This is a genomic window from Shinella yambaruensis (assembly GCF_050859155.1).
GTDB classification, from domain to species: Bacteria; Pseudomonadota; Alphaproteobacteria; order Rhizobiales; family Rhizobiaceae; genus Shinella; species Shinella yambaruensis.
In genome coordinates, this window is the sequence record NZ_CP150638.1 from 1,553,483 (window position 1) to 1,576,453 (window position 22,971).

General features: G+C 65.1%; 21 protein-coding genes. 14 read left to right on the forward strand and 7 right to left on the reverse strand.

What is annotated here, in order from left to right; translation table 11 throughout:
• Positions 1–180 precede the first annotated feature (180 nt).
• Positions 181–1,137, reverse strand: a complete 957-nt coding sequence (locus tag WMC41_RS07635; RefSeq protein ID WP_432347571.1) for a helix-turn-helix domain-containing protein — start codon at positions 1,135–1,137, stop codon at positions 181–183.
• Positions 1,138–1,637: 500 nt separating this feature from the next.
• Here WMC41_RS07635 and WMC41_RS07640 point away from each other — a divergent pair, with 500 nt between their 5' ends.
• Positions 1,638–2,522 carry a sugar phosphate isomerase/epimerase family protein gene (locus WMC41_RS07640; RefSeq protein ID WP_432347573.1) on the forward strand — a complete coding sequence of 295 codons (885 nt, stop codon included), beginning with the start codon at positions 1,638–1,640 and terminating at the stop codon, positions 2,520–2,522.
• A gap of 45 nt (positions 2,523–2,567) precedes the next feature.
• A complete protein-coding gene (locus tag WMC41_RS07645) occupies positions 2,568–3,794 on the forward strand; it encodes an ROK family transcriptional regulator (RefSeq protein WP_432347574.1) in 1,227 nt (408 codons plus the stop codon).
• 115 nt (positions 3,795–3,909) lie between these two features.
• Here the strand turns inward: WMC41_RS07645 and WMC41_RS07650 are convergent, their stop codons facing one another.
• From WMC41_RS07650 to WMC41_RS07660, 3 genes are all read right to left on the reverse strand, one after another.
• Positions 3,910–4,758 carry a carbohydrate ABC transporter permease gene (locus WMC41_RS07650; protein ID WP_244765718.1) on the reverse strand — a complete coding sequence of 283 codons (849 nt, stop codon included), beginning with the start codon at positions 4,756–4,758 and terminating at the stop codon, positions 3,910–3,912.
• 5 nt (positions 4,759–4,763) lie between these two features.
• Positions 4,764–5,702, reverse strand: a complete 939-nt coding sequence (locus WMC41_RS07655; RefSeq protein ID WP_432347575.1) for a carbohydrate ABC transporter permease — start codon at positions 5,700–5,702, stop codon at positions 4,764–4,766.
• A gap of 87 nt (positions 5,703–5,789) precedes the next feature.
• Positions 5,790–7,037, reverse strand: coding sequence for an ABC transporter substrate-binding protein (locus WMC41_RS07660; RefSeq protein ID WP_244765716.1), 1,248 nt, complete (start codon positions 7,035–7,037; stop codon positions 5,790–5,792).
• A gap of 328 nt (positions 7,038–7,365) precedes the next feature.
• On the opposite strand from WMC41_RS07660, the gene WMC41_RS07665 reads away from it, so the two are divergent.
• Complete coding sequence (locus tag WMC41_RS07665; RefSeq protein WP_432347576.1) at positions 7,366–8,400, forward strand: LacI family DNA-binding transcriptional regulator; 1,035 nt, start codon at positions 7,366–7,368, stop codon at positions 8,398–8,400.
• On the opposite strand, the gene WMC41_RS07670 is transcribed toward WMC41_RS07665, so the two are convergent.
• A complete protein-coding gene (locus WMC41_RS07670) occupies positions 8,381–9,361 on the reverse strand; it encodes an alpha/beta hydrolase (RefSeq protein WP_432347578.1) in 981 nt (326 codons plus the stop codon). The genes WMC41_RS07665 and WMC41_RS07670 overlap by 20 nt on opposite strands.
• The gene (locus WMC41_RS07675; RefSeq protein ID WP_432347580.1) at positions 9,358–10,506 is read right to left on the reverse strand and encodes a Gfo/Idh/MocA family protein; all 1,149 of its coding nucleotides are present in this window, start codon (positions 10,504–10,506) and stop codon (positions 9,358–9,360) included. Before WMC41_RS07675 ends, WMC41_RS07670 begins: the two co-directional genes overlap by 4 nt.
• A 269-nt stretch (positions 10,507–10,775) precedes the next feature.
• Between WMC41_RS07675 and WMC41_RS07680 the strand changes: the two genes are divergently transcribed.
• Positions 10,776–11,588, forward strand: a complete 813-nt coding sequence (locus WMC41_RS07680; RefSeq protein WP_432347582.1) for a sugar phosphate isomerase/epimerase family protein — start codon at positions 10,776–10,778, stop codon at positions 11,586–11,588.
• Between the two features lie 11 nt (positions 11,589–11,599).
• On the opposite strand, the gene WMC41_RS07685 is transcribed toward WMC41_RS07680, so the two are convergent.
• Positions 11,600–12,361 carry a DeoR/GlpR family DNA-binding transcription regulator gene (locus tag WMC41_RS07685; protein WP_244765711.1) on the reverse strand — a complete coding sequence of 254 codons (762 nt, stop codon included), beginning with the start codon at positions 12,359–12,361 and terminating at the stop codon, positions 11,600–11,602.
• 212 nt (positions 12,362–12,573) lie between these two features.
• Here WMC41_RS07685 and WMC41_RS07690 point away from each other — a divergent pair, with 212 nt between their 5' ends.
• From WMC41_RS07690 to WMC41_RS07735, 10 genes are all read left to right on the forward strand, one after another.
• On the forward strand, positions 12,574–13,374 hold the full coding sequence (locus tag WMC41_RS07690; RefSeq protein WP_432347584.1) for an aldolase: 801 nt from the start codon (positions 12,574–12,576) through the stop codon (positions 13,372–13,374).
• A 3-nt stretch (positions 13,375–13,377) separates the two neighbouring features.
• On the forward strand, positions 13,378–14,307 hold the full coding sequence (locus WMC41_RS07695) for a PfkB family carbohydrate kinase (RefSeq protein ID WP_432347585.1): 930 nt from the start codon (positions 13,378–13,380) through the stop codon (positions 14,305–14,307).
• Positions 14,308–14,687: 380 nt separating this feature from the next.
• A complete protein-coding gene (locus WMC41_RS07700; RefSeq protein WP_432347587.1) occupies positions 14,688–15,833 on the forward strand; it encodes an ABC transporter ATP-binding protein in 1,146 nt (381 codons plus the stop codon).
• Between the two features lie 47 nt (positions 15,834–15,880).
• Positions 15,881–16,957, forward strand: a complete 1,077-nt coding sequence (locus tag WMC41_RS07705) for a Gfo/Idh/MocA family protein (protein ID WP_432347588.1) — start codon at positions 15,881–15,883, stop codon at positions 16,955–16,957.
• Positions 16,957–17,796: a sugar phosphate isomerase/epimerase family protein gene (locus tag WMC41_RS07710; protein WP_432347589.1), complete on the forward strand. Its 840-nt coding sequence runs from the start codon at positions 16,957–16,959 to the stop codon at positions 17,794–17,796. Before WMC41_RS07705 ends, WMC41_RS07710 begins: the two co-directional genes overlap by 1 nt.
• The gene (locus tag WMC41_RS07715) at positions 17,793–18,602 is read left to right on the forward strand and encodes an alpha/beta fold hydrolase (RefSeq protein ID WP_432347590.1); all 810 of its coding nucleotides are present in this window, start codon (positions 17,793–17,795) and stop codon (positions 18,600–18,602) included. The genes WMC41_RS07710 and WMC41_RS07715 overlap by 4 nt, the downstream gene beginning before the upstream one ends.
• Positions 18,603–18,605: 3 nt before the next feature.
• A complete protein-coding gene (locus WMC41_RS07720) occupies positions 18,606–19,304 on the forward strand; it encodes a ribulose-phosphate 3-epimerase (RefSeq protein ID WP_272805239.1) in 699 nt (232 codons plus the stop codon).
• A 14-nt stretch (positions 19,305–19,318) separates the two neighbouring features.
• Positions 19,319–20,299 (forward strand): ROK family protein, encoded by a 981-nt coding sequence (locus WMC41_RS07725; RefSeq protein ID WP_432347592.1) that lies wholly within the window; start codon positions 19,319–19,321, stop codon positions 20,297–20,299.
• Positions 20,300–20,688: 389 nt separating this feature from the next.
• Positions 20,689–21,864 carry an elongation factor Tu gene (tuf, locus tag WMC41_RS07730; RefSeq protein WP_244765691.1) on the forward strand — a complete coding sequence of 392 codons (1,176 nt, stop codon included), beginning with the start codon at positions 20,689–20,691 and terminating at the stop codon, positions 21,862–21,864.
• Positions 21,865–22,271: 407 nt separating this feature from the next.
• Positions 22,272–22,928 carry a hypothetical protein gene (locus tag WMC41_RS07735; RefSeq protein ID WP_432347594.1) on the forward strand — a complete coding sequence of 219 codons (657 nt, stop codon included), beginning with the start codon at positions 22,272–22,274 and terminating at the stop codon, positions 22,926–22,928.
• The last annotated feature ends 43 nt before the right edge of the window (positions 22,929–22,971 follow it).

Sequence of the window (22,971 nt, forward strand, 5' to 3'; positions counted from 1 at the left end):
GCGTCCGGCATTCCGGACGGTGCCCGAAGCATCCGGTCACACGGCTCCTCCCGTGTCCGGCGGCTTCGTCTGCGATCAGGGGATTTCGGCTCAGGCTCCGTCCCGAGAAGCAATTCCCATGAGCGTGCGCCAAGAGTAGTGCTGGCTAAAAAACGCTGCCACGCGCGGTTTGCGGCCGACCTATACTTTTCCGCCGACGGCGGTCATGCCGGCGGAATAGGCGCGGATTTCCCGGAAGGGATCAGGACGCGAGTCGGTGCCGATCTTGTGGGCGTTGCGCCGGTAGTCGGATGGCGTTCGCCCGCAGATCTTGAAGAACTGCCTGTTGAAGTTGGCGATGTTGTTGAAGCCCACGTCGAAGCAGATGTCGGTGATCGGCCGGTAGGTCTGGGTCAGCAGCGAGCAGGCGGCATAGATGCGCGCAAGGATGACATAGCGCGCGAAGGTATGGCCCGTCTGGCGCTTGAACAGGCGGGAAAAGGCCTGCGGCTCGAGCCGGCAATGGCGCGCCACCGCGGCAAGGTCGATCTGCTGGCTGTAGTTTTCCAGCACGTAGCGCATCGCCGAATCCAGCTCCGGCGGCGGCTCGACCTGCGTTGCGGCGGGCGCGAGGCGCGAAAGCCGGCGCCGGTCGGCCGGATCGCCGGCGAGCGTAATCATCAGCTGCAGGAAGAGCACGATGCGCTCGGCGCCGCGCGCCGATCCCATCTGGGCAAGCAGGCGCCGGCCGGCCATCGCCGTCGCCCCGCGGAATTCCACGCCGTAGACCGCATCCTCGAACAGGGGGCGGATGCAGCCGAGTTCCGGGCAGAGGGCCGTCACCCGGTTTGCCCATTCCGCGGTGAACTGGATCAGCATGTCGCGGTTGCGCACCAGCTTGCCGGGCTCGATGTCGCTGACCCAGTTGTGCGGCACGTTCGGCCCGGTGAGCACCAGGCAGCCCGGCTCGAACTCGCCGATATAGTCGCCCACCATCATCACGCCGGAGGTGGAGCGCGTCAGATGCAGCTCGTATTCGGGGTGGTGGTGCCATTTGGCCCCGAAATAGGGATAGTCGTGCATGTTCCAGCGGAAGGATTCCGTGGGCGGGCAAATGATCATCTCGAAATCGGGAACGATCCGTAAATCTGCCTTCATCGCGCTCCTCCTCCAACACGGCCCAGCCCGTGACCCTGTCGACTGGCCGGCCGCCGTATGCGGCAGCCCCGTGCCCCGGTCGGCACTCCTGCCGGCAAATCCCTTCCGTACCGCCAGCGCCGGACCGCCTCGCTGCCGAACATGCCGCGATGCCCGGAAGTCCTCCGCAAGAAGGGAACATCAGCCTCCGAAGGGCCGTTCGCGCATTTCCCGCTCCGGTTCCGGCACTGGAGCAGCCTATATGTTGCTTAATATTACGAATTAATTCACGAATAAAAATGCTGTCAACATTAATCTCGAACGGCACATCCGGGCCGGATTTAAAGTCTTCGCTGGTGCAAAACATGATTTTTGCAGCGCAGAAGAGTTCGTCAACTCAGTCTATTCCGTCGAATACCCTTCGATTCCGCTTTGCAAAAGCCTCTTGACAGTCGAAGGTGAGATATATTTGTTGCATAAAGCAACATAAATGGCAAGACCATCGGGCCGGGGGAGGCGTCATGGGGCGGCTGGGTATTCATTCCTTCGTATGGACAGGCGGTCAGACGCAGGCCATGCTCGAGGACGCGATGGAGAAATCGGCGTCCTGCGGCTACAAGCTGATCGAGTTCGCCTATCTCCGCCCCGAGAAATTCGATCTCGACCGGCTGGCCAGGCGGGCAGGATCGCTCGACCTCGACATCGCGGTCACCATGGGTCTGCCTTTCAGCCATGACGTGTCGAGCGAGGATCCGGAAACGGTGAAGGCCGGGGAAAGGATGCTGGCCGATGCGGTCAGGGCCGTGCGGGATATCGGCGGCAGCAAGCTTGGCGGCATCCTCTATTCGGCCCATGCGAAATACACGCGCATGCCGTCCAGGGCGGGCTGGGACAACAGCGTCGCGGCGATCGCCAGAACGGCGGACATCGCCCGGTCGGCCGGCGTCGACCTTGTGCTCGAAATCGTCAACCGCTTCGAGACCAACCTTCTCAACACCACCGCGCAGGGGCTCGATTTCATCGCGCAGACCGGTTCGGACCATGTCCGCCTCCACCTCGATACCTTCCACATGAACATCGAGGAGGCGAACCCGGCGGCGGCCATCCGGCTTGCCGGCGACAGGATCGGCTACTTCCACATAGGCGAGAGCAATCGCGGCTATCTCGGCGACGGCGTCATCGACTTCGACCGGATATTCGACGCCTTGCTCGATATAGACTACGGGCGCGACATCACCTTCGAATCCTTTTCGAGCGCCGTCGTCGACGAGAGCCTGTCGCTCGCCTGCGCGATCTGGCGCGACACCTGGACCGACAACATGCCGCTGGCGCAGCATGCAAGGTGCTTCATCGACCTCAAGATGGACGAGGCGAGGCGCCGCCGCGCGACCAACGCCCGCGCCTGAGGGACGGGCCATGCGGGACGTTCCGTTGGGCAAGGAGGGGTGCCCGTGAGTGACGTGGGTGCAATCGGCGCTTCGCGCGCCACCCGCCAGCGCAACGAGCTGGCGGCCATGCGGGCCCTGCACCGGTTCAGGCGGCTCAGCCGCGCCGAGCTGGCCCGTTTTCTCGGACTGAACCGCTCGTCGTCCGGCCACATCGTCGCGGGCCTGACGCAGGAGGGGCTCGTGCGCGAAGTCGGCGCCCTCGCGCAGGCGCGCGGCCTGCACGCCCATGCCGGCAGGCCGGGCATCCTGATCGAACTCGTGCCCGAGGCGGCGGTGTTCCTGGGGGTCGAGATCGGCGTGGAGCACATCACCACCGTCGAGATCGATCTTGCGTCGCGGATCGTCAGCGCCAACGCCGTTCCCTTCGCGGGCGCCTCCACCGATGTCGGGACCGCCGTGGCGCAGGCTGTCGGACGGGCGTTCGAATCCCTGTCGCCCGAGCGGCTGGAGCGGTGCGAGGGCATCGGGGTGGCGGCGCCCGCGCAGATGGACCGCCACGGCCGCGTCCGCGTGGCGCCGCTGCTGGGCTGGGAAAACGTGCAGCTTGCCGATCTCGTGCGCGCCGCCCTGCCGGTGCCGCTTCCGGTTCTGGTGGAGAACGATGCGAACGCCTTTGCCATCGGCGCCTCCTATGGCCGCAGCGAGCCCCATTCCGGGGTTGCGCTCTTCCTCGTCATGGAAAGCGGCGTCGGCGGCGGCATCATCGTCGACGGCAGTCTTTTCCGCGGCGCGCATGGCCTTGCCGGCGAAATCGGCCACCTGCGGGTGCAGGGCGGGGATGCGCCCGAGCGGAGCCTCGAGGAGGTGCTCGGGCTCGAATGCATCCTGACGGACTACCGGTCGACCGCGCCGGCCGGCGAGCTGACATTCGCCGCCTTTCTCGCCGATGTGCGCGACCGCGTGCCGGGTGCCGTGGCGATCGCGGAGCGATGGGCCCGCGCCCTGGCATTCGGCCTCATCCAAGCCTGCCGCATGATCGATGCCGACCGCATCGTGCTCGGCGGCTCGGTCGCCGCGCTCTATCCGCTGATGGCGGCGCGTGTGCTCCACTACATCCAGGCCATGCAGGAAGCGAGCTTTCCGCTGCCGGCGATCGAAACGAACGACGACGAGACGATCGGCCCCGCTTTCGGCGCAGCCTGCATGCTGCACCAGCGCTACCTCTCGAACGAGGAGAGCCCCCGGCTCGCGGAGCCGCCCCCGCTTCAGGAGCCTGCACCGCCGGCATGATCAACCGTGCGGCGAAAAGCGATCCTTGAAACCGCCTTCGTCCTGGGCCTTCGGCGATGGCATGCGGGTGCGCCCACATGCTCCGGGCAGATCGACCGTGGGCATCGCCTGCCTTTCAGCTTTTGACCGATCCCGCCGTCATGCCGGCCAGGAAGTAGCGCTGGGCGACCAGATACAACACGAGCAGCGGAAGGGATCCGAGCACGCTCATGGCCATCATCTCGTTCCACTCGAAGGCATGTTGTCCCATGAGAAGCTGGATTCCGATGGGCACGGTTCTCAGATCCATCGACTTGGTCAGCGTGAGGGCGAAGAGGAATTCGTTCCAGGAGAGCAGGAACGTATAGACCGCGGTCGCGACGATGCCGGGTGTGGATACCGGAACGATCACCCGCCACAGCGCCGTCCAGCTTGAACCGCCATCGACAAGCACCGCCTCGTCAAGCTCCTTCGGCAGCGTGTTCAGATAGCCGGTCATCAACAGCACGGCATAGGGCAGGGTGAAGACCAGGTAGGTGAGGATCAGCGCCAGATAAGTGTCGAAGATCCGGAATGCCACCACCATGCCGAAATAGGGGATGAGGAGGGTGATCGGCGGCACCGTCTGCGTGCTGATGATGAAGATGTTCAGCGTGTTCTTGAAGCGGAACGAATAGCGGCTGAAGCCGTAGGCGGTGAGGATCGCGATGAAGAGCGTCAGCACCGTCACGACGCCGGCAACGAAATAGCTGTTGATGAAGAAGCGCACTTTCGTCGGATCGTTGAAGATCGTCAGATAGGCCGAGATCGTAAAGTCGTCCGGCAGCAATCTTGGCGGCAGGGCAAAGATCTCCGTGTTGGACTTCAGGGAGCTGAAGACCATCCAGACGATCGGGAAGGCCGCGAAGACCAGGCCGACGGCTAGGCCTGCATAGGTGAGAAGCGTCGGCAGGACCGAGTTCTTGAAGGACCGTTTTCTTGCCATGCCGTCTACCTGCGCTGCTGGTGCTTGATGTAGAAATACGTCACGCTCATTGAGATGATGAGGATGACGATGGCGCTCGCCGATGCCAGCGAAAACTCGTACTGGGCGAAAGCGAGCTTGTAGGTGAAGGTGGAGAGCATTTCCGTCGCGTAGATCGGCCCGCCGCCGGTCGTCATCCAGACGAGCGGGAATACCTGCATGGTCCAGATGAAGTCGAGCAGGGAAATGCTGATGATGATCGGCATCAGTTGCGGAATGGTGATGTACCAGAACTTCTGCAATTCGTTGGCGCCGTCGATGCCGGCCGCCTCGTAGAGTTCCTTCGATATGCCCTGGAGGCCGGCGAGCAGGCTGACCATGAAGAGCGGATAGCCCGCCCAGATGTTGGCGAAGGTCAGGGCATGGATCGCGGTGCTGGTGGACGAGAACCATTCCACCTTGAAGTTGATGATATGCAAGGCCATCAGCACGCTGTTGACGACCCCGTTCGGGTCGAGCAGAAGGCGCCAGATGATGGCGATGATGACGGCGGTGAACAGCCAGGGAAGGATGAAGAGGACGCGCAGGATGCTGCGGATCGTCGGATTCACCCGGTTGGTGTTGAGCAGCAGCGCGAAGGCAAGCCCGAGGACGAAATGGAAGACCACGCTCATGATGGTGAAGTAGAGCGTCTGGTACAAGGATTGCCAGAAGACCGGGTTCTGGAAGATGGTGATGTAGTTCTGAAGCCCGGCGAACGCGGCGTCCCGCTTCATGATGGCGCCGTCCATCAGCGAGTAGCGCAGCACCATCGCCATCGGGAAGAGCATCAGCAGGACCAGGAGAAGCGTTGCCGGGGTCACGTAGAGATACGGCACCAGCTTGCGGAGCGTTTTGTAGCTAAGCCTGCCCTTCTTGCCTGCCTTGCGCGGCGCTGGGGCCAGGGCCGTAATGGAACGGTTCATGGCGGGATTGTCCGATCTGCCGGGAATTGACGACGGACACCGGCAGGGCGCAATCGGCGCTGCCGGTGTCGTTGAGCATGTGCCGGCTTAGAACTTGGCGAGCCAGGCCTTCTGCGTGTTGGCGGCGGCGTCCTTGGCGCTTTGGCCGCCGTCGAACATCTTCTGCAGCTCGACATTCATGTTGCGCATCAGCTCCTCGGCGACCGGAAGGCCGACGAATTCATTAGCCGGATAACCGCTCTGGTAGATCTTGAAGGCTTCCGCGAAGATCGGGTCGGAGGTCACGAAGTCGGGCTTGGCGTGGACGTTGCCCGGGAAGGCGTTAGCGATGGAAACGAGGCGGCCGTTGACCTCCGGGCTCATCAGGAACTCGACCAGCTTCCAGGCCTCTTCCTTGTGGGCGCTGCCCTCGCTGATGCCGATGCCCCAGGAGGCGTAGGGCATGCCGCGCTTGCCGGTGTATCCGTCGGCGGCGGGCAGGGCGGAAATGCTGAAATTCAGCTTCGGGTTCCGTTCGCGGATCAGGTTCACGTGGGCGAGCGTGTCGACCATCATGCCGACGCGGCCGTTGACGAACTCCTCGACCTTGTCCTGCTCCTTCTTGGCGAAGATGCCGGGGGAAATCACGCCGTCCTTGTTCAGCTTCTCGATATATTCCAGCGTGCCGACGACGGCCTCGTTCTCGAGATCCGGCTTGCCGTCCTTCATCATCGAGGCGCCGGACGACCAGACCCAGGACATGACGTCGTTCTGAATGCCGCTCGGCGACTGCAGCGACAGCGGCAGCACCCAGCCGTACTGGTTCTTCGAGGCATCCGTCATCTTCTTGGCGGCTTCGGCGAACTCGCTGCGCGTCGACGGCATCGTCTCGACGCCCGCCGCCGCGGCGATGTCCATGTTGACGAAGACCGGATAGACGAAGGAGGCCAGCGGGAACATGACGCTCTTGCCGTCGACCTTGACGATGTCGGCGATCTGGCTCTTGTCGTAGTTGGCCTTCTCCATCAGCTCGTCCATGGACGCGATGGCGCCCTGCTTCGAGAGGCCGTTGACCCAGGCGCCGTCAAGGCCCACCACATCGCTGAGCGTGCCGGAGGCGGCGCCGACGACGATCTGGTCGCGGGTCGTGGCATAGGGACCGCTGACGAGCGTCACCTTGATGCCGGGATTCTTCGCCTCGAAATCGTCCATGATGCCGCGCAGGGCGCCGGCGGGCATTTCGGGCTCCCACCACTGGATGAACTCGATGGTGGTGTCGGCAAAGGCCGAGGCGGCGCAGAGCGCCCAGACCGCCGCGGCGGCCTTCAGAGTCTTGCTGAGCTTTCTGAAATTCATGTCTGCCTCCCGTTAGACTTTCAGGTGATCGATCCTCTCCCAAGATCGTGCCGTGAGTAGGCTGCCGGAACGATCCGACTGTCAACGGGGCTTGCTATGAAATGCGTAGTGAATGGCATATAAAATAGATCAAGATAATGATTTCAAAAGTAAAAAAAATTTTGCGCGCGTGAACTTCCTGATGCGGTTTCTGTTGCCTGTGATGTGTTTTTTCTTTACTTTCGTAAACAAACGAAAGTTCGCTGCTGCAGCGGCAATTCTGCACCCCTTGCGGCGTTACGGCCTATGATGCGAGATTGTCAGGTGCCGCCCCGCAATGAGGATTGGAATGGCCAAAAAGACTTACAGATCAATGGATGATTTTGCCGCTGCCTGCGGCGTGTCGCGTCCGACATTGTCGAAATATTTCGACGACCCGACGCAGATCAAGGAGGTGACGCGCAAGCGCATCGAGGCCGCGCTGAAGAAGTCGAACTTCGAGCCCAACCTCTTTGCCAGGCACCTGAACCGCAAGCGGACGAAGAATATCGGTATTCTCGTGCCCAGCATGTCCGACCCGTTCTACGTGCAGGTGGTTTCGCTTATCGAGCTGGAACTGCGTGCCAAGGGATTCTGGCCGGTCCAGCTGTCCTCCCACACGCGGCCCGAGCTCGAGGAGGAGGCGGTGCGGACGCTCCTCTCGCTCAAGGTGGCGGGCGCGATCGTCGCGCCGCTCGGGGCCGGCTCCCGCCGCTCGGCCCTCGGGCGCCTGACCGACGCCATCCCGGTCGTCTGCTTCGACAGCCCGTCGGCGTTCGACCTGCCTTTCGTGGGCAATGACAACATGCAGAGCGTGGCGGCGATCGTGCAGTACCTGTGTCGCTCGGGCGAACCTCCCGTATTCCTCGACGTGCCGCACATGATGGTCAATGCCGGCGAACGGACGGAAAGTTATCGCGCGACGATGCTCCGCGAAGGGCATGAGCCGCTCGTGATCGAGTGCGAATCGGCGCCGTCCTGGGAGTTCGAGCGGCTCGGCTATGAGCAGATGCAGCGCATGCTCGCAAGGGGCGGGCTGCCGGGAAAGACGCTGCTGTGCGCCAATGACCGTTTCGCCTTTGGTGCGATGGCGGCCGCCTTCGCCTCGGGGTTGAGGATCGGGCGTGCGGAAGGCTGCGATATCCGCATCGCCGGCCACGACGACCATCCGCTCAGCCGCTACACATGCCCGTCGCTGACCACGATGGCGCAGAACGCCCCCGAAATCGCGGCCAGGGCCGTCGAGCTCCTGTTGAAATGCATCGAGGACGACGGGGCCGACCGCAAGGTGGCAACGCCCCGGGTGATCCTCGAGGCGACCCTCGTCATGCGGGAGTCTGCCTGAGGTCCTCGGTCCGGGGCGGCCGGGCGCCGGCGCCGAGGCGGGGATCCATCCCCCGCCACGCCGCGACGATCGCGTCCAGGGCCTCGCGGGCTTCCGGGATGGCACGCCCCATCGAGACGAATCCATGGATCTGCCCTGGCCAGACGCGGCAACATGCGCTCCCTTCCGCCTCCAGGCGCCGGGCATAGGCCAGCCCCTCGTCGAACAGCACGTCATGGCCGGCCAGCACGACGAAGGCCGGCGCAAGGCCGTGCAGCGAGGGAGCATGCAGCGGCGAGGCTTGCCAGGTCATCCGGCTGGCTTTGTCCGGCAGGTAGTGGTCGCGAAACCAGCGCATGGCCTCCGCAGTCAGGCCGAAATCGGCGGCATAGCGGCGGTAGCTGTCCGAGGCCTGGCCCTGATCCGTGACAGGATAGATCAGCACCTGGCCGATCACGGCCGGAACCTGCCCGTCCCGCGCCATGAGCGCCGTCACGGCGGCCAGATTGCCGCCGGCACTGTCGCCGGCGACGAGAATGCGGGCCGGATCGATGCCGAGGCCGGCAGCCTCCGCGTGCATCCAGGTAAGGGTGGCCGCGCAATCCTCGATGGCTGCCGGGAAGGGATGCTCGGGCGCCAGGCGGTAGTCCGGGGAGATGACCACGGCATCTGCCGCATTGGCAAGCACGCGGCAGATATCCTCGTGCGTTTCCGGCGCGCCGATCACCCAGCCGCCGCCGTGCAGGTAGAGCAGGGCGGGCGCGGCGTCCGGCGGTGCGCCGCGACCGCGCCAGATCTTCACCCGGATGCCGCGCACATGCCGCTCGACCGTCTCGCCGACGGTTTCCGGCGGCCATTGCTTGCTGGCGAAACCATCGAGATATTGCCTGCGTGCCTCCTCGGGAGTGCAGTCCTCGACGGGTTTTTCCGGTTCGCCCGGCCAGGCGAGGGCGCGCGCGGCGGACGGGTCGAGGCCGGTCATGCCAAGAGGCTCCGCGCTTCGTCCTCGCGCAGTTCGCGCGGCTGTTCCGTCTTGCCGGCAATCGTCTGCCCGACGCCGGTCTCCCCGGCGCGCAGGATTGCCTCCATGACTTCGAGCACGTGCAGCGCCAGCGTGCCGGAGGCGCGGGGCGCCCGTCCCTCGACGATGGACCGGGCGAGATCCGCCAGGCCCAGCATGCGGTAGTTGGCGCGATCCGGCAGCGCGACTGGCCAGTTGACGGCACCGAACAGCGCGTCCGCCGTATCCGTTTCCTCCCACGGCGCGCCGTGGCGCGACAGGGCGACAACCCCGCCGAAATTGTCCGGATCGGGCAGGCGCAGCGACCCTTCCGTGCCGTGCAGCTCGATCGGATGATTGGAGTGGCGGAACACGTCCCAGGAGGCGCCGAAGGTGACGGTCGCGCCGCATGCGAATTCCAGGAGCGAGAGCAGGCTGGTCGGCGTGCCGACTTTGAAGGATGTACCCTTCTTGGGGCCGTCGGCGGTGATGAGGCGCTCCTCCTGGCCGCTGGTGGCGACCGCCTGCACCCGGCGCACCGGCCCCATCAGGTTGACCATCATGGTGAGGTAGTAGGGTCCCATGTCCATCACCGGGCCGGCGCCGGGCTGGTAGTAGAAGCTCGGGTCGGGATGCCAGTGCTCCATTCCGCGGCCCATCATGAAGGCGGTGCCGGTGACGGGTTTGCCGATGGCGCCCGCTTCCATCAGGCGGCGGGCATGCCGTCCGGCGGCGCCGAGGAAGGTGTCCGGCGCCGAACCGATGGCAAGCCCCCTGGAAGCCGCCGCATCGACCAGCTTGCGGCCCTCGTCGGCCGTCACGCCGAGCGGCTTTTCCGTGAAGACATGCTTGCCGGCCGAAAGCGCGCGCATCGAAACATCGAAATGCGCTGCGGGAATGGTCAGGTTGAGGACAAGGTCGATATCCTCGTCGTCGATGAGGGAATCGACATCCGTGGCGCGCAGCCCGAACGCCTCGGCACGGCGCCCAGCAGCCTCGATATCGAGGTCCGCGCAGGCCGTGATCTCGACGCCGCGGAAAAGCGGAGCGTTGCGCATGTATGCAAGTGAGATATTGCCGCACCCCACCACGCCGATCTTGAGCTTCGGTTCGTCCTTCTGTGCCATGTGAAGAATTTATCCTGCTGTTATCATTGAGGGAAAATCGAGATCCGGCGCCGTGTTTATGGACGCAAAGCACAAAGTATGTTGACGCACGATAACATTTTAACTTACGTAATGACAAGTCGTCGGGAGGCGTCGTCATCCCTCTGTTCGGGCTGTTTTCGCTGTCGTCTCCGGGCCGGTCCCGCGGTCGGTGACGGGGTGGCCCGTGACTGGGAGGAGCGCCTCCCGTATCTCGACGCGACGATCAACGGACAGGTCAGGACCCCGTCATGAGCGAACTTCACATAGGCTGCCAGACATTCACCTGGGAAATGCTCGGCAAGGCCTGGACCGGCGGTCCGGACGACCTGGTGCGGGCAATCGCCGCCGGCGGCTATTCCGGCATCGAGATCACCGACACCATGATCGGCGATTATGCCGGCAAGCCCGGAGCTTTCGCCCGCACGCTCGCGGATGCGGGGCTCAGCCTCGTGTCTTTCGCCTTCGGCTCGTCCAGCGGCTTCACCCTGCCGGACCGGCTCGCCCCGGATCTCGACACGGCAAGGCGCTGGGTGGATTTCGCCGCGCATTTCCCCGGCGCGCTCGTTTCGATGGGATCGGCGACGGTGGTTTCTTCCGGCGCGCGCGCAGACAAGTTCGAGGTCGCGGCCGAGTGCTACAACCGCGCGGCAGAGATCGGCCGGGCGGCCGGGGTCGCCGTGGCGGTGCATCCCTCCTCCCATCACAATACGCTGCTTTTCACGCGCGAGGATTATGATGCGCTCTTTGTCCGTCTCGATCCTGAGGTCGGCTGGGTGCCGGATACGGGCCATATCCTGCGCGGCGGCCAGCGCATGGACGATACGCTTGCGGCGTTCCGCGACCGCATCCGGTACGTGCACCTGAAGGATGTCGATGCCAAGGGCATCTGGGCCATGCTGGGGGTGGGTGCCTGTGACGTGCGCGCGGTGATCGAGACGGTGCGCGACGCGCCGCGTTTCAACGGCTGGATCGTCGTCGAGGAGGAATCCGACGCGGCCGGGCGGGACCCTGCCGCCGCCGTCCGCGCCAACCGCGAGACGCTGCGCGCGCTCGGGTACTGAGCGGCGCCACGTCAGGCGTAGCGGACCTCGACGCCGAGCTTCTCGAGACGATGGCGGATGCCGTGCGGCATGTTGCTGTCGGTGATGATGAGGTCGACGCGGGAAAGGGAGAACGCCTTCGACGAGGCGCCGATGTCCCATTTGCTCGAATCGGCGACCAGCACGACGCGGCGCGCCATGCGCACCAGATTGCGCTTGGTGCGGGCGATGTCCTCCGAGACGTCCACCACATCGAAGGACGGATCGATCGCGTGCGCGCTGACGAAGGCCTGGTGCGCGACGAGGCCGCCGAGCGCCTTGTCGGAGTCCGAAACGATCGTGCTGACCGTGCTCGGGAACACGCGGCCGCCGATCATGTGCACATCGAGGCCCGGGCGGTACATGAGGTGCTGGGCGATGTTCATGGCCGTGGTGGCCACCACGACATTCTTGACCGGCGGCATCTGCATGGCGACCTGGAGCAGGGTGGAGCCGCTGTCGAAGACGATCGACTGGTTGTCGATGATCTGGCGGGCGGCCATCTGGGCGATGCGCCGCTTTGCATCGAAGTTGCGCTGCATGCGCTCCTCGAAGGCGGCTGCGGGCGAATCCGCCGGCAGGGCGATGGCGCCGCCGTGGGTTTTTATCAGCAGCTTCCTGGCGTCCATGATGTCCAGGTCGGAGCGGATCGTGACTTCCGACACGCCGAACAGGTCAGCGAGCTGGCGCGTGCGGGCCTGTCCAATGCGTTGAAGCTCGATCAGGATCTGCTGGCGTCGCTGTTCTGCAAGCATAACTCGTTCCGTCTGCCGTTCCGCACTTGGTTTCGAAATTCAAAAGATGATTTGCCAGCATTTTTCCCTGCAGCCGCATTCTCATCCAGGAGGCATCATTATAGCGCATAAAAAATCGCCTGCTAATATCGAAATGAAAGAATTCGAAATATTGAAGGTTGTTTTGCTTTCGAGTTAGGGTCCGCGTCAGCAGATATGGAGGAGCCTTTGCTATGGGTCTCGGAACCAAAATTCGCCTTTCTCGCCTGTTCTCAAACCCCTCGGGCAACCTGTTCGGCGGCGCGGTCGATCATTTCGTCGGTTATGGAAATGTGCGGGAGGGAGGCCTGGCGGACTTGCCGGGCGCGCTGCGCCGCGTGATGGCAGGCGGGCCCGACTATGTCAGCATCCAGCCGGGCGCCGCCCGCCATCTGTGGTCCGATTATGCCGGCAAGGCCGCGCTGGTCATCCAGGCCGGCTGCTTCACGGCCGACGACCGGATTCGCCAGCTCATCGCCACCCCGGAGGATGCGGTGCGCTACGGGGCGGATGCGCTGGCCGTCGCCATTCCGGTGCGCGGCAACACGGAGGGCGAGTATATCCGCTGGCTGACCGACACGGTAAACGCCGCTGCACGCTTCGAAATGCCCGTCGTCGCCCATATCTATCCGCGCGATTTCGCCGACGGCGGCAAGATCGTCTTCACGCCGGATGAAATCGCCTATGCGGTCCGCATCGGCTACGAGACGGGTGTCGACGTGGTCAAGGTCGGCTATACCGGCGACTTCGAGTCCTTCCGCGAAACGGTCGCCACATGCCCCATCCCGGTTGTCATTGCCGGCGGGCCGAAGACCGACACGCTGCTCGGCGCGCTGCAACAGGCCTCGGATGCGCTGCGGGCCGGCGCGCGGGGCGCCGTGGTGGGCCGCAACCTCTGGGGCCACGGCGACGCGACGAAAGCCGCGCAGGCCTTCAAGCTCGTCATTCACGCCGGCATGAGGCCGGAGGAGGCGCTGGCCGCCGCCGGGGCATGATCCGTGGCGCGCGCCTTTGACGTCCTGGGCTTCGGCGCTCTTGCGGTCGACGACATTCTCTATGTCGATCGCCCGCTTTGCGCCGGGAAGGGAAAGGTGACGAAACGCGTTTGCGACCACGGCGGCAACGTCGCCACCGCCCTCGTCGCGGTTGCCCGCCTCGGCGGGCGTGCGGCCTTCATCGGCTGGCTCGGCAACCCGCCCGAGGATGTCGGCGGACGCGAGCTGGAGCGCCAAGGCGTCGGCACGGGATTTGCGCCTCGCCACGCCGATGCCGCGCCCATCCGGTCGGTCATCACGGTCGGGCCGGATGGCGAGCGTTTCATAGCCTATGACGACGACGTGCTGCACGGCACGTCGCCCGACCTGCCGGACGCCGTGCTTGCCCAGGCGCCGGTTCTGCTCATCGACGGTTATGCCGTCCATTCGGAAGCGGTGGTCGCGCGGGCGCGCCGCAGTGGCCTTTCGATCGTGGCCGATATCGAATGGACGATCGGTTCGGCAAGCGACCGGATCCTGTCGCTCGCCGATCATCTCGTGCTGCCCATCGCGTTCGCCAAGTCCTACCTGAAAGAGGACGACCCGCGGGTTCTCCTCGAAGCGCTCTGGTCGCCTGATCGGTCGGCCGTGGTGCTCACCGACGGCGAGCGCGGCAGTTACCTGCGGCAAAGGGGCGATCCGGTCTTCTGGCATGTGCCGGCCTATAGGGTGCAGGCCGTGGACACGACCGGTGCCGGGGACTGCTTCCATGGTGCCTACGCTCTGGCGCTGGCGGAGGGCGGCAGTCCGCTTGATTGCGTGATCTTTGCCGCAACGGCGGCGGCCATCTCGGTGACCTCGCATGGCGGCCGCAGGGGGCTGCCGGACAGGGCCATGTGCCTTACCTGGATGGCGGGCGAGCACGCGCCTGTACCTGTGCCCCTCCAGGCCTGAGCCTTCCTGCAAAAGTGCGGAGCGGTTTGCGTCCGCAACCGCGTTGAAGTGCTTCAGACGTTTCATCGATAGTTGGCAGCCAACGGCTCGGTACCGTGGCGAGCGCTGCCATGGCGTCACTGCCGGCTGGGGGAAGAGGGATTTTCCAGCGCTATAAAATTACGCGCGTCAAAAAATAATATGTCACGCAAATAAACTTTTATCATGTAAATAATTATTTATTATCAATGTGTTGTCCTGATATGTTGATTTCTGAACGGTCTTGTTTCCCGTTTTTTGTCTTGACTTTGGCAATCAGTCCTGAACCTTCTGTCGAAAACCGGATGGCGGCGGTGGAGGCGGCCGGCCGGTGTTTGGGGACGGTGCGGGGAGGATGCGACTTGGCTGTGGTTGTGCTGGACAGGATCTGCAAGACCTACGGAAACAATTACCATGCGATCAAGGACCTGAGCCTGACGATTCACGACGGGGAGTTCCTGATCCTGGTGGGGCCGTCCGGCTGCGGAAAATCGACGGCGTTGCGCATGATCGCGGGCCTCGAGGATATCACCAGCGGCACGCTGAGCATCGGCGATCAGGACGTCGTGGATCTGCCGCCGAAGGATCGCGACATCGCCATGGTGTTCCAGAGCTACGCCCTCTATCCGCACATGACCGTCTTCGACAACATCGCCTTCTCGATGAAGCTGGCAGGAAAGGACAAGGCGGAACGCTCCCGGCGGGTGACCGAAATCGCGAAGATCCTGCAGCTCGAGACATTGCTGCAGAACAAGCCGGCGCAGCTTTCCGGCGGCCAGCGGCAACGTGTGGCGATGGGCCGCGCGATGGTGCGCGAGCCCGCCGCCTTCCTGATGGACGAGCCGCTGTCGAACCTCGATGCCAAGCTGCGTGTGCAGATGCGCGCCGAGATCGCCAGCCTGCAGCGCCAGCTGGGCGTGACCACCATCTACGTCACCCACGACCAGACCGAGGCGATGACCATGGGCGACCGCGTGGCGGTGCTGAAGGGCGGCGTGCTGCAGCAGGTGGACACGCCGAAGGCGCTCTACCACAAGCCGGTCAACGCGTTCGTCGCAGGCTTCATCGGTTCTCCCTCGATGAACCTTTTCGAAGGGCGTCTGGAAGGCGGGTCGATCCGCCTTCCGGACTTTTCCATTCCATTGCCGGCAAGTGTCCGGGAGCGGGTTCCCGGCCTTTCGGCCTTCGACGGCAAGCCCGTCGTTTTCGGCATCCGTCCCGAAGACCTCTACGACAGCCGCCTGCCGTCGGGCGCGGCCTATCCGACCATTCCCGCTGTGGTGAGAACGATCGAGGAGCTCGGCTCGGAGTTGATCGTGCATCTGAAGATCGAGGCGACCCGCGTCGATTCCGGGGATCCGGATGCGGTGGAGGACCTGAGCGGCGCCGCCAATGCGGTCGCAAGGTTCGGGGCCACCAGCGCCATCAAGGCCGGCGAGCGTATCGATCTCGCCATCGACCCGGCCAAGCTGCACTTCTTCAACCCGCAAACCCATGCGGCCCTGTGAGCGAGTGCCCGCAGCGTTGTCCGTGAACGATGATCAAGGGGGCAGAAATGCCATCAGACAGTGACCGCCGTCTTCGAGTTGGTGTCTTGGGCGCGGGCCAGATTGCGCAGGCGGCGCATTTCGAGAGCTGCACGAAGGCGGTGAATGCCGACCTCTATGCGATCTGCGACGTCGCCGACGACCTGCGCGAGCGCATGGTGATCACGCATGGGGCCGAGAAGTCCTACGACGATTACGACAGGATGCTTGCCGATCCGGACCTCGACGCCGTGATCATCGCGACGGCCGATGCCTTCCATGTGCCGGCCTCGCTCAGGGCGCTTGCGGCCGGCAAGCATGTGTTGTGCGAAAAGCCCATGGGGTTGACTGTGGAGGAATGCCTCGACCTGAAGGCCGCCGTCGAAAAATCCGGCAAGGTCTTCCAGGTCGGCCACATGAAACGCTTCGATGCCGGGCTGCAGGCGGCCAGGGCCTTCATTGGCGACGAGATGGGCGAGATGGTGGCGCTCAAGGCCTGGTATTGCGACAGCACGCACCGCTACCCGATGACCGATGCGGTGCAGCCGCTCATCGTCACCAGCGCCAATGCGAGGAAACCCTCGGCCAATCCGAAGGCGGACCTGCGCCGCTATTACATGCTGGCGCATGGCTGCCACCTGATCGACACCGCCCGCTACCTTGCCGGCGATATCGTCTCCGTGCAGGCGCGGCTTTCCGAACGGGCCGGCATCTGGTGCTGGTTCGTGGACGTTGAATTCGCCACCGGCGCGCTCGGCCATCTCGACCTGACGGTGCAGGTGCGCATGGACTGGCATGAAGGTTTCCAGATCTACGGCAGGAACGGCAGCGTCCTCGGCAAGACCTATAACCCCTGGTACTACAAGACGAGCGAGGTGGATATCTTCCGCGAGGCCGATGGCGCGACGCACCGGGTGCTGGGAGCCGACGGCCATTTCTACCGCCGCCAGGTCGAGGGTTTCGCCCGCACCATTCTGGACGGCACGCCGATGGAGGGCGCCGGCATCGACGACGGCCTTGCCTCGGTGCAAGCCATGGTCGCGATCGCCCGCTCGGTCGAGACCGGCAGGCCCGCCGCGCTCGCCGACATGACGGGCGGCGTGTGATGAAGCTCGGCATCTTCGCCAAGACCTTCGCGGGATGCGCGCCGGAAACGGTTCTCAAGGCGGTCGCCGGTGCGGGCTTTGCCTCGGCACAATACAACATGGCCTGCTCGGGACTTTCCTCCATGCCGGATGCGATCAGCGGGGCCGAGGCGCGCGCGGTCGCGGATGCCGCCGGCATGACCGGCGTCGAGATCGCCGCGGTGTCGGGCACCTACAACATGATCCACCCCGACCCGGCGGTGCGCGAGGCCGGCCATCGCAGGCTGGCGGTGCTGGCGGAGCGCTGCGCGGCGATGTCGGCCGGCCTCATCACGCTCTGCACCGGCACGCGCGATCCCCTGGACCAGTGGAAGGCGCATCCCGGCAATGACACGCCCGAGGCCTGGCGCGACCTGCTCAAGGCCATGGAGACGGCGGTCGGGATCGCCGAGCGATACGGCGTGGATCTCGGCATCGAGCCGGAGCTTGCCAATGTGGTCAATTCCGCCGAGAAGGCCCGCCGGCTGATCGACGAGATGAAGAGCCCGCGCGTCAAGATCGTGCTCGACCCGGCCAATCTCTTCGAGGTCGAGACGCCCGAGGCGCGGCGGACCATCGTCGCATCCGCGATCGACCGCCTTGCCGACCGCATCGTCATGGCGCATGCGAAGGACCGCAACCCGGATGGCAGCTTCGCAACGGCCGGCAAGGGCGTGCTCGACTACGGCCACTATCTGGGCCGGCTGAAGGCGATCGGCTTTGCCGGCAGCCTGGTCACGCACGGACTTGCCGCCGACGAGGCCGCCGGCGTCGCCGCGTTTCTCACGCGGACGCTTTCCGACACCGGGGCAGGGCGATGAGGGAGATCCGATCCTTCGAGACGGACGACGGCACGCGCCTCAATGTCGACAGCGCGGGCGAGGGCGCGCCGGCCGTCTTCCTGCATGGCCTTTGCGGCGATGCCGGCCAGACGGCCGAGGCCTTTCCCGCGCAATCCGGGTTTCGCCGCGTCACGATCGAGGCGCGGGGCCATGGCCGGTCGCAGGCCGGTCCGTTGGAGCGGCTGTCGATGGCCACTTTCGCCGACGATGTCGCCCGTTGTATCGAGCGCACCCTCGACGCCCCCGTCGTCCTTGGCGGCATTTCCATGGGCGCGGCGATTGCCGTGCGCCTGGCGGTGCGACGGCCGGATCTCGTCCGGGCGCTCGTCCTTGCAAGGCCGGCCTGGCTGGCCGCCTCGGCGCCGCCGACCATGGCCGCCAATGCCGAGGTCGGCCGCCTGCTGGCGCGGATGCCGCCGGAGGCCGCAAGGGCGGCCTTCCTTGCCGGCGCCACCGGCCGCCATCTGGCGGCGGAAGCGCCGGACAACCTGGCCTCGCTCGAAGGTTTTTTCGCGCGGGAACCCGTTGCGGTCACCGCTGCCCTCCTGACCGCGATCTCCGGCGACGGGCCGGGTGTCGCCGATGCCGACCTCGCCCGGATCGCCGTCCCCACGCTGGTGATCGGCCACGGGCGGGACATCATCCACCCCATCGCCTATGCGCGTGCGCTTGCCGACCGGATTCCCGCCGCCCGCTTCGTGGAGATCACCGCCAAGGCGCAGAACAAGGCGCAGTATATCGCCGATTTCCACCATGCCATGCGCACGTTCCTGAAGGATCTCTGAGAGATGACCCCCGCCAAATCCTGGATCGACGACCTGCCGAAGGACCGCCTGATCGCCGAGTTCTCCGTCTGGTCCGCCGATCTCGTGCGGCTTGCCGATGACCTTGCCCGTGTCGATCCGCATGTCGACGTCCTGCATGTCGACGTCGCCGACGGCCATTTCGCGCCGGCCCTGCTGTTCTTCCCGGATCTGGTGGCGGGCCTGCGCAAGGTCTCCGCCCGGCCCATCCACGTCCATCTCATGGTGGCGGATGCGGTCGTGCTGTCGCAGATCGAGCAGTTTGCCGATGCGGGCAGCGATCTCATCAGCATCCATGTCGAGAACGAAGGCGTGGCGGACGCGGCGCTCGACCTGCTCGACCGCCGCGGCGTCGCCGCCGGCATGGTGCTGCGGGTGGAGACGCCCGTCGAACGGCTTCGCCGCCATGCGGCGCGGCTGCGTTTCGTCACGCTGCTCGGCACGGCGATCGGCGTGAAGGGCCAGGGCCTCGACGGGACGGCGGGCACGCGCCTGCAGGAGGCCCGGCAGATCATCGCCGAAAGCGATGCGGACCATCGCATCGTGCTGGCGGCCGATGGCGGTATTCGCGAGCATACCGTGCCGCTGCTGCGCCGGTCCGGCGCCGAGACGGTCGTTCTCGGCTCGCTCGCATTCAACGCGCCGTCGCTTGCCGAGCGCATGGCGTGGCTCCACGCCCTCTGACGCCGGATTGCGCCATGCAGCAGATTGCCATCGGCATCGATCTCGGCGGGACGCAGGTTCGCGCGGCGCTCGTCGGCACGCGGGGCGAGATCGTCGCCCGCGCCGAGGAGCGGACCGACGCCATGGCAGGTCCCGAGCGCGTGCTGGCGCAGATCAAGGCGCTTGCCGACGGCCTTGTCGCTGCCGCAGGCACCGCCGCACCGGTGGGAATCGGTGTGTCCACGCCGGGGCCGATCGACACGATCGCGGGTGTCGCGCGCGATATTCCGACGCTGGCGGGCTTTGCCGACTTCCCCTTGAAGGCGGAACTGCAGAAGCGCTTCGCCTTTCCCGTCAGCCTGGAGAACGACGGCATCGCCGCGGCCATCGGCGAATGGCAGTTCGGCGCGGGCAAGGGGCTCGAGAACCTCGTCTACGTGACCGTCAGCACCGGCATCGGCGGCGGCGTCATCGCCGACGGGCGCGTGCTGCGGGGGCGCAAGGGCATGGCGGGCCATGTCGGTCACATGTCCGTCATACCGGACGGCGCGCTTTGCCCCTGCGGCAACCGCGGCTGCTTCGAAGCCTATGGATCGGGTACGGCCTTTACCCGCCGGGCTCGGGAGCAGGCCTTTGCCTGCACGGGGACGCGGCTTGGCGCGGATGGCGGGACCATAGACAGCCGCGCCGTCTTTGCCGCTGCACGGGCCGGCGACGAACTTGCCAACCGGCTTGTCGACGAGGAGGCCGGCATCCTCGGCCGGGGTTTCGTCAGCCTCATCCACATCTTCAGTCCCGAGGTCGTCATCATGGGGGGCGGGCTTTCGCACGAGTTCGAGCGCCTGCGTCCCGGCATCGAGCGCTGCATATCCGACCGGGCCATGCCCGCGTTCAAGGACGTGCGCGTCACGCGCGCCGCACTCGGCCAGAATTCCGGCCTGATCGGCGCGGCCGCCCTGGCGTTCCTCACCCGGAACGTCCACCACGGCCCGGCCGCGCTCGCGGCAGCGCTGTGAACGGGAAGGCCGCTGTTCCGTCGGGGCCACCGCATGGCGACGGTAGCCGCCTTGAAACGCCGCGGATCATGGTCGATGGATGCCCTCCGGCACATCCGGAAAATCGCGAATTGCAAGAACGCTATCAGGTAAAAATGCCGGCGCCTGGATGCGAGGCTCGCTGCCTGCGTCAATTTTCCTTCATGAAAAGAATCAGCACTTCGCCCTAAGATCCTGCCTTGAAAAAGCGAATCCGCATCACGATCTATCCGCTATCTGGCTTGCCTCCGCTCGTTTCCGGCATGTTTCTCCCATACATTTAAGGCTTGCGCATTCGTTGCGAAAGCCTTAAACGCCTGCCAAACCGGACGGGCCGGTTAGCCCAACTTTCGTTCAGTAGGAATAAAAACATGGCAAAAGGTAAGTTTGAGCGCAACAAGCCTCACGTAAACATCGGCACGATCGGCCACGTTGACCATGGCAAGACGTCGCTGACGGCAGCGATCACGAAGTATTTCGGCGAGTTCAAGGCGTACGACCAGATCGACGCGGCCCCGGAAGAAAAGGCCCGCGGCATCACCATTTCGACGGCACACGTCGAATACGAGACGCCGAACCGTCACTACGCGCACGTCGACTGCCCCGGCCACGCCGACTACGTGAAGAACATGATCACCGGTGCCGCCCAGATGGACGGCGCGATCCTGGTCTGCTCGGCTGCCGACGGCCCGATGCCGCAGACCCGCGAGCACATCCTGCTGGCCCGCCAGGTCGGCGTTCCGGCGATCGTGGTGTTCCTCAACAAGGTCGACCAGGTCGACGACGCCGAGCTTCTCGAGCTCGTCGAGCTGGAAGTGCGCGAGCTTCTGTCGTCCTACGACTTCCCGGGCGACGACATTCCGATCGTCAAGGGTTCGGCTCTGGCCGCTCTGGAAGATTCGGACAAGAAGATCGGCGAAGACGCGATCCGCGAGCTGATGGCCCAGGTCGACGCCTACATCCCGACGCCGGAGCGTCCGATCGACCAGCCGTTCCTGATGCCGATCGAAGACGTGTTCTCGATCTCGGGCCGCGGCACGGTCGTGACCGGTCGCGTCGAGCGCGGCATCGTCAAGGTCGGTGAGGAAATCGAGATCGTCGGCATCCGCCCGACGACGAAGACGACCTGCACGGGCGTCGAAATGTTCCGCAAGCTGCTCGACCAGGGCCAGGCGGGCGACAACATCGGTGCGCTGCTGCGCGGTGTGAACCGTGACGGCGTCGAGCGCGGCCAGATCCTGTGCAAGCCGGGTTCGGTCAAGCCGCACAAGAAGTTCAAGGCCGAAGCCTACATCCTGACGAAGGAAGAAGGCGGCCGTCATACGCCGTTCTTCACGAACTACCGTCCGCAGTTCTACTTCCGCACGACGGACGTGACGGGCATCGTGACGCTGCCGGAAGGCACGGAAATGGTGATGCCGGGCGACAACGTGACGGTCGACGTCGAGCTGATCGTTCCGATCGCGATGGAAGAGAAGCTGCGCTTCGCTATTCGTGAGGGTGGTCGCACCGTCGGCGCCGGCATCGTCGCCTCGATCGTCGAGTAACGATCGCTGGCGATGGCGTGAGCCTGCCGACGGCAAAAAAAGTGTGCAAATGGCGCGCAAGCGCGATTTGCATGCGGCGCCGGCATCGTCGCCTCGATCGTCGAGTAAGCTTCGGATCCTGGATCTGGCGAAGGCCCCGCGGGAAACCGCGGGGCTTTTGCGTTCAGGCGCTTTGAAATGGCATGCTTTTTTAGCCTTTGGCGATAACTCGCCAGGTCTGGGGATAGAGGCGATCGGCACGAGCGGGTAGATTTGCTGGGTCGCCTGGAGCGACATGGCCTGACGGGTGGTGAGCCGCAGGCCCGGCGCCGAGGGATCGTTTCGATCCCGTGTATTGCGGCGGCGCCCCTGCGGGTGGCGGGTCGCGCCGCGCGCATCACGGCAACCAGACACGGGCCTGAACCTTCATGAACGCTTTTGCAGGCGCGGCGCGCGCAGCGCTCGCTCTCTCGATGATTCTTGCGATTCTGCCGGCAGGCGCGGCGCGGGCGGAGGATTCGCTGCTCATCTGGTCTCCGGCAAAACTATCCGGCTATGCCTATCGCCTGCGCCTGGGGGCCAAGGCCGCGACGGCGGCCGAGATGAGCGCCGGGGTGGATCTTGCGGTCACCGCGTCCTCCACCGGCCGTATCCGCGATACGCGCGACAATGCGCGGCTGTGGGCGGAAATGCGCGGGGAGGGGCTGTCCGGTGCGCAGCGCAACGTCACGGCGGGCTACAATCCGCTGACCGGGCGGGTTTCGGCGAGCGCCGGCCTGTCGCGCCGCTGGATGGCGACGCCCTCTTTCGACATCGTCCTGACGCCCTCGGTTTCCGCCGATGCCAACATGCGCACCGGCGACCGCGGCGCCGTGCGCATGACGCAGCAGGCACGGATCCAGGCCCTGCCGACGGGAACCGACCTCGTCGCCACCGGCTCGACCGCCCGCGGCCAGAAGCGGATCGGCGCGGAATTCGGCGTCGAGCAGCGCGTCTTCGATTGCCTGGACCTCGGCGCCTCCGTACGCCGGCAGGACATGAAGCTGATCAGCACGGTCAAGGCCCGGCTTCGTTTCGCCTGGTGAGGCGGCGCCGGGGCGAGGGCGTGCTAACCTGTGAAAAAATCTC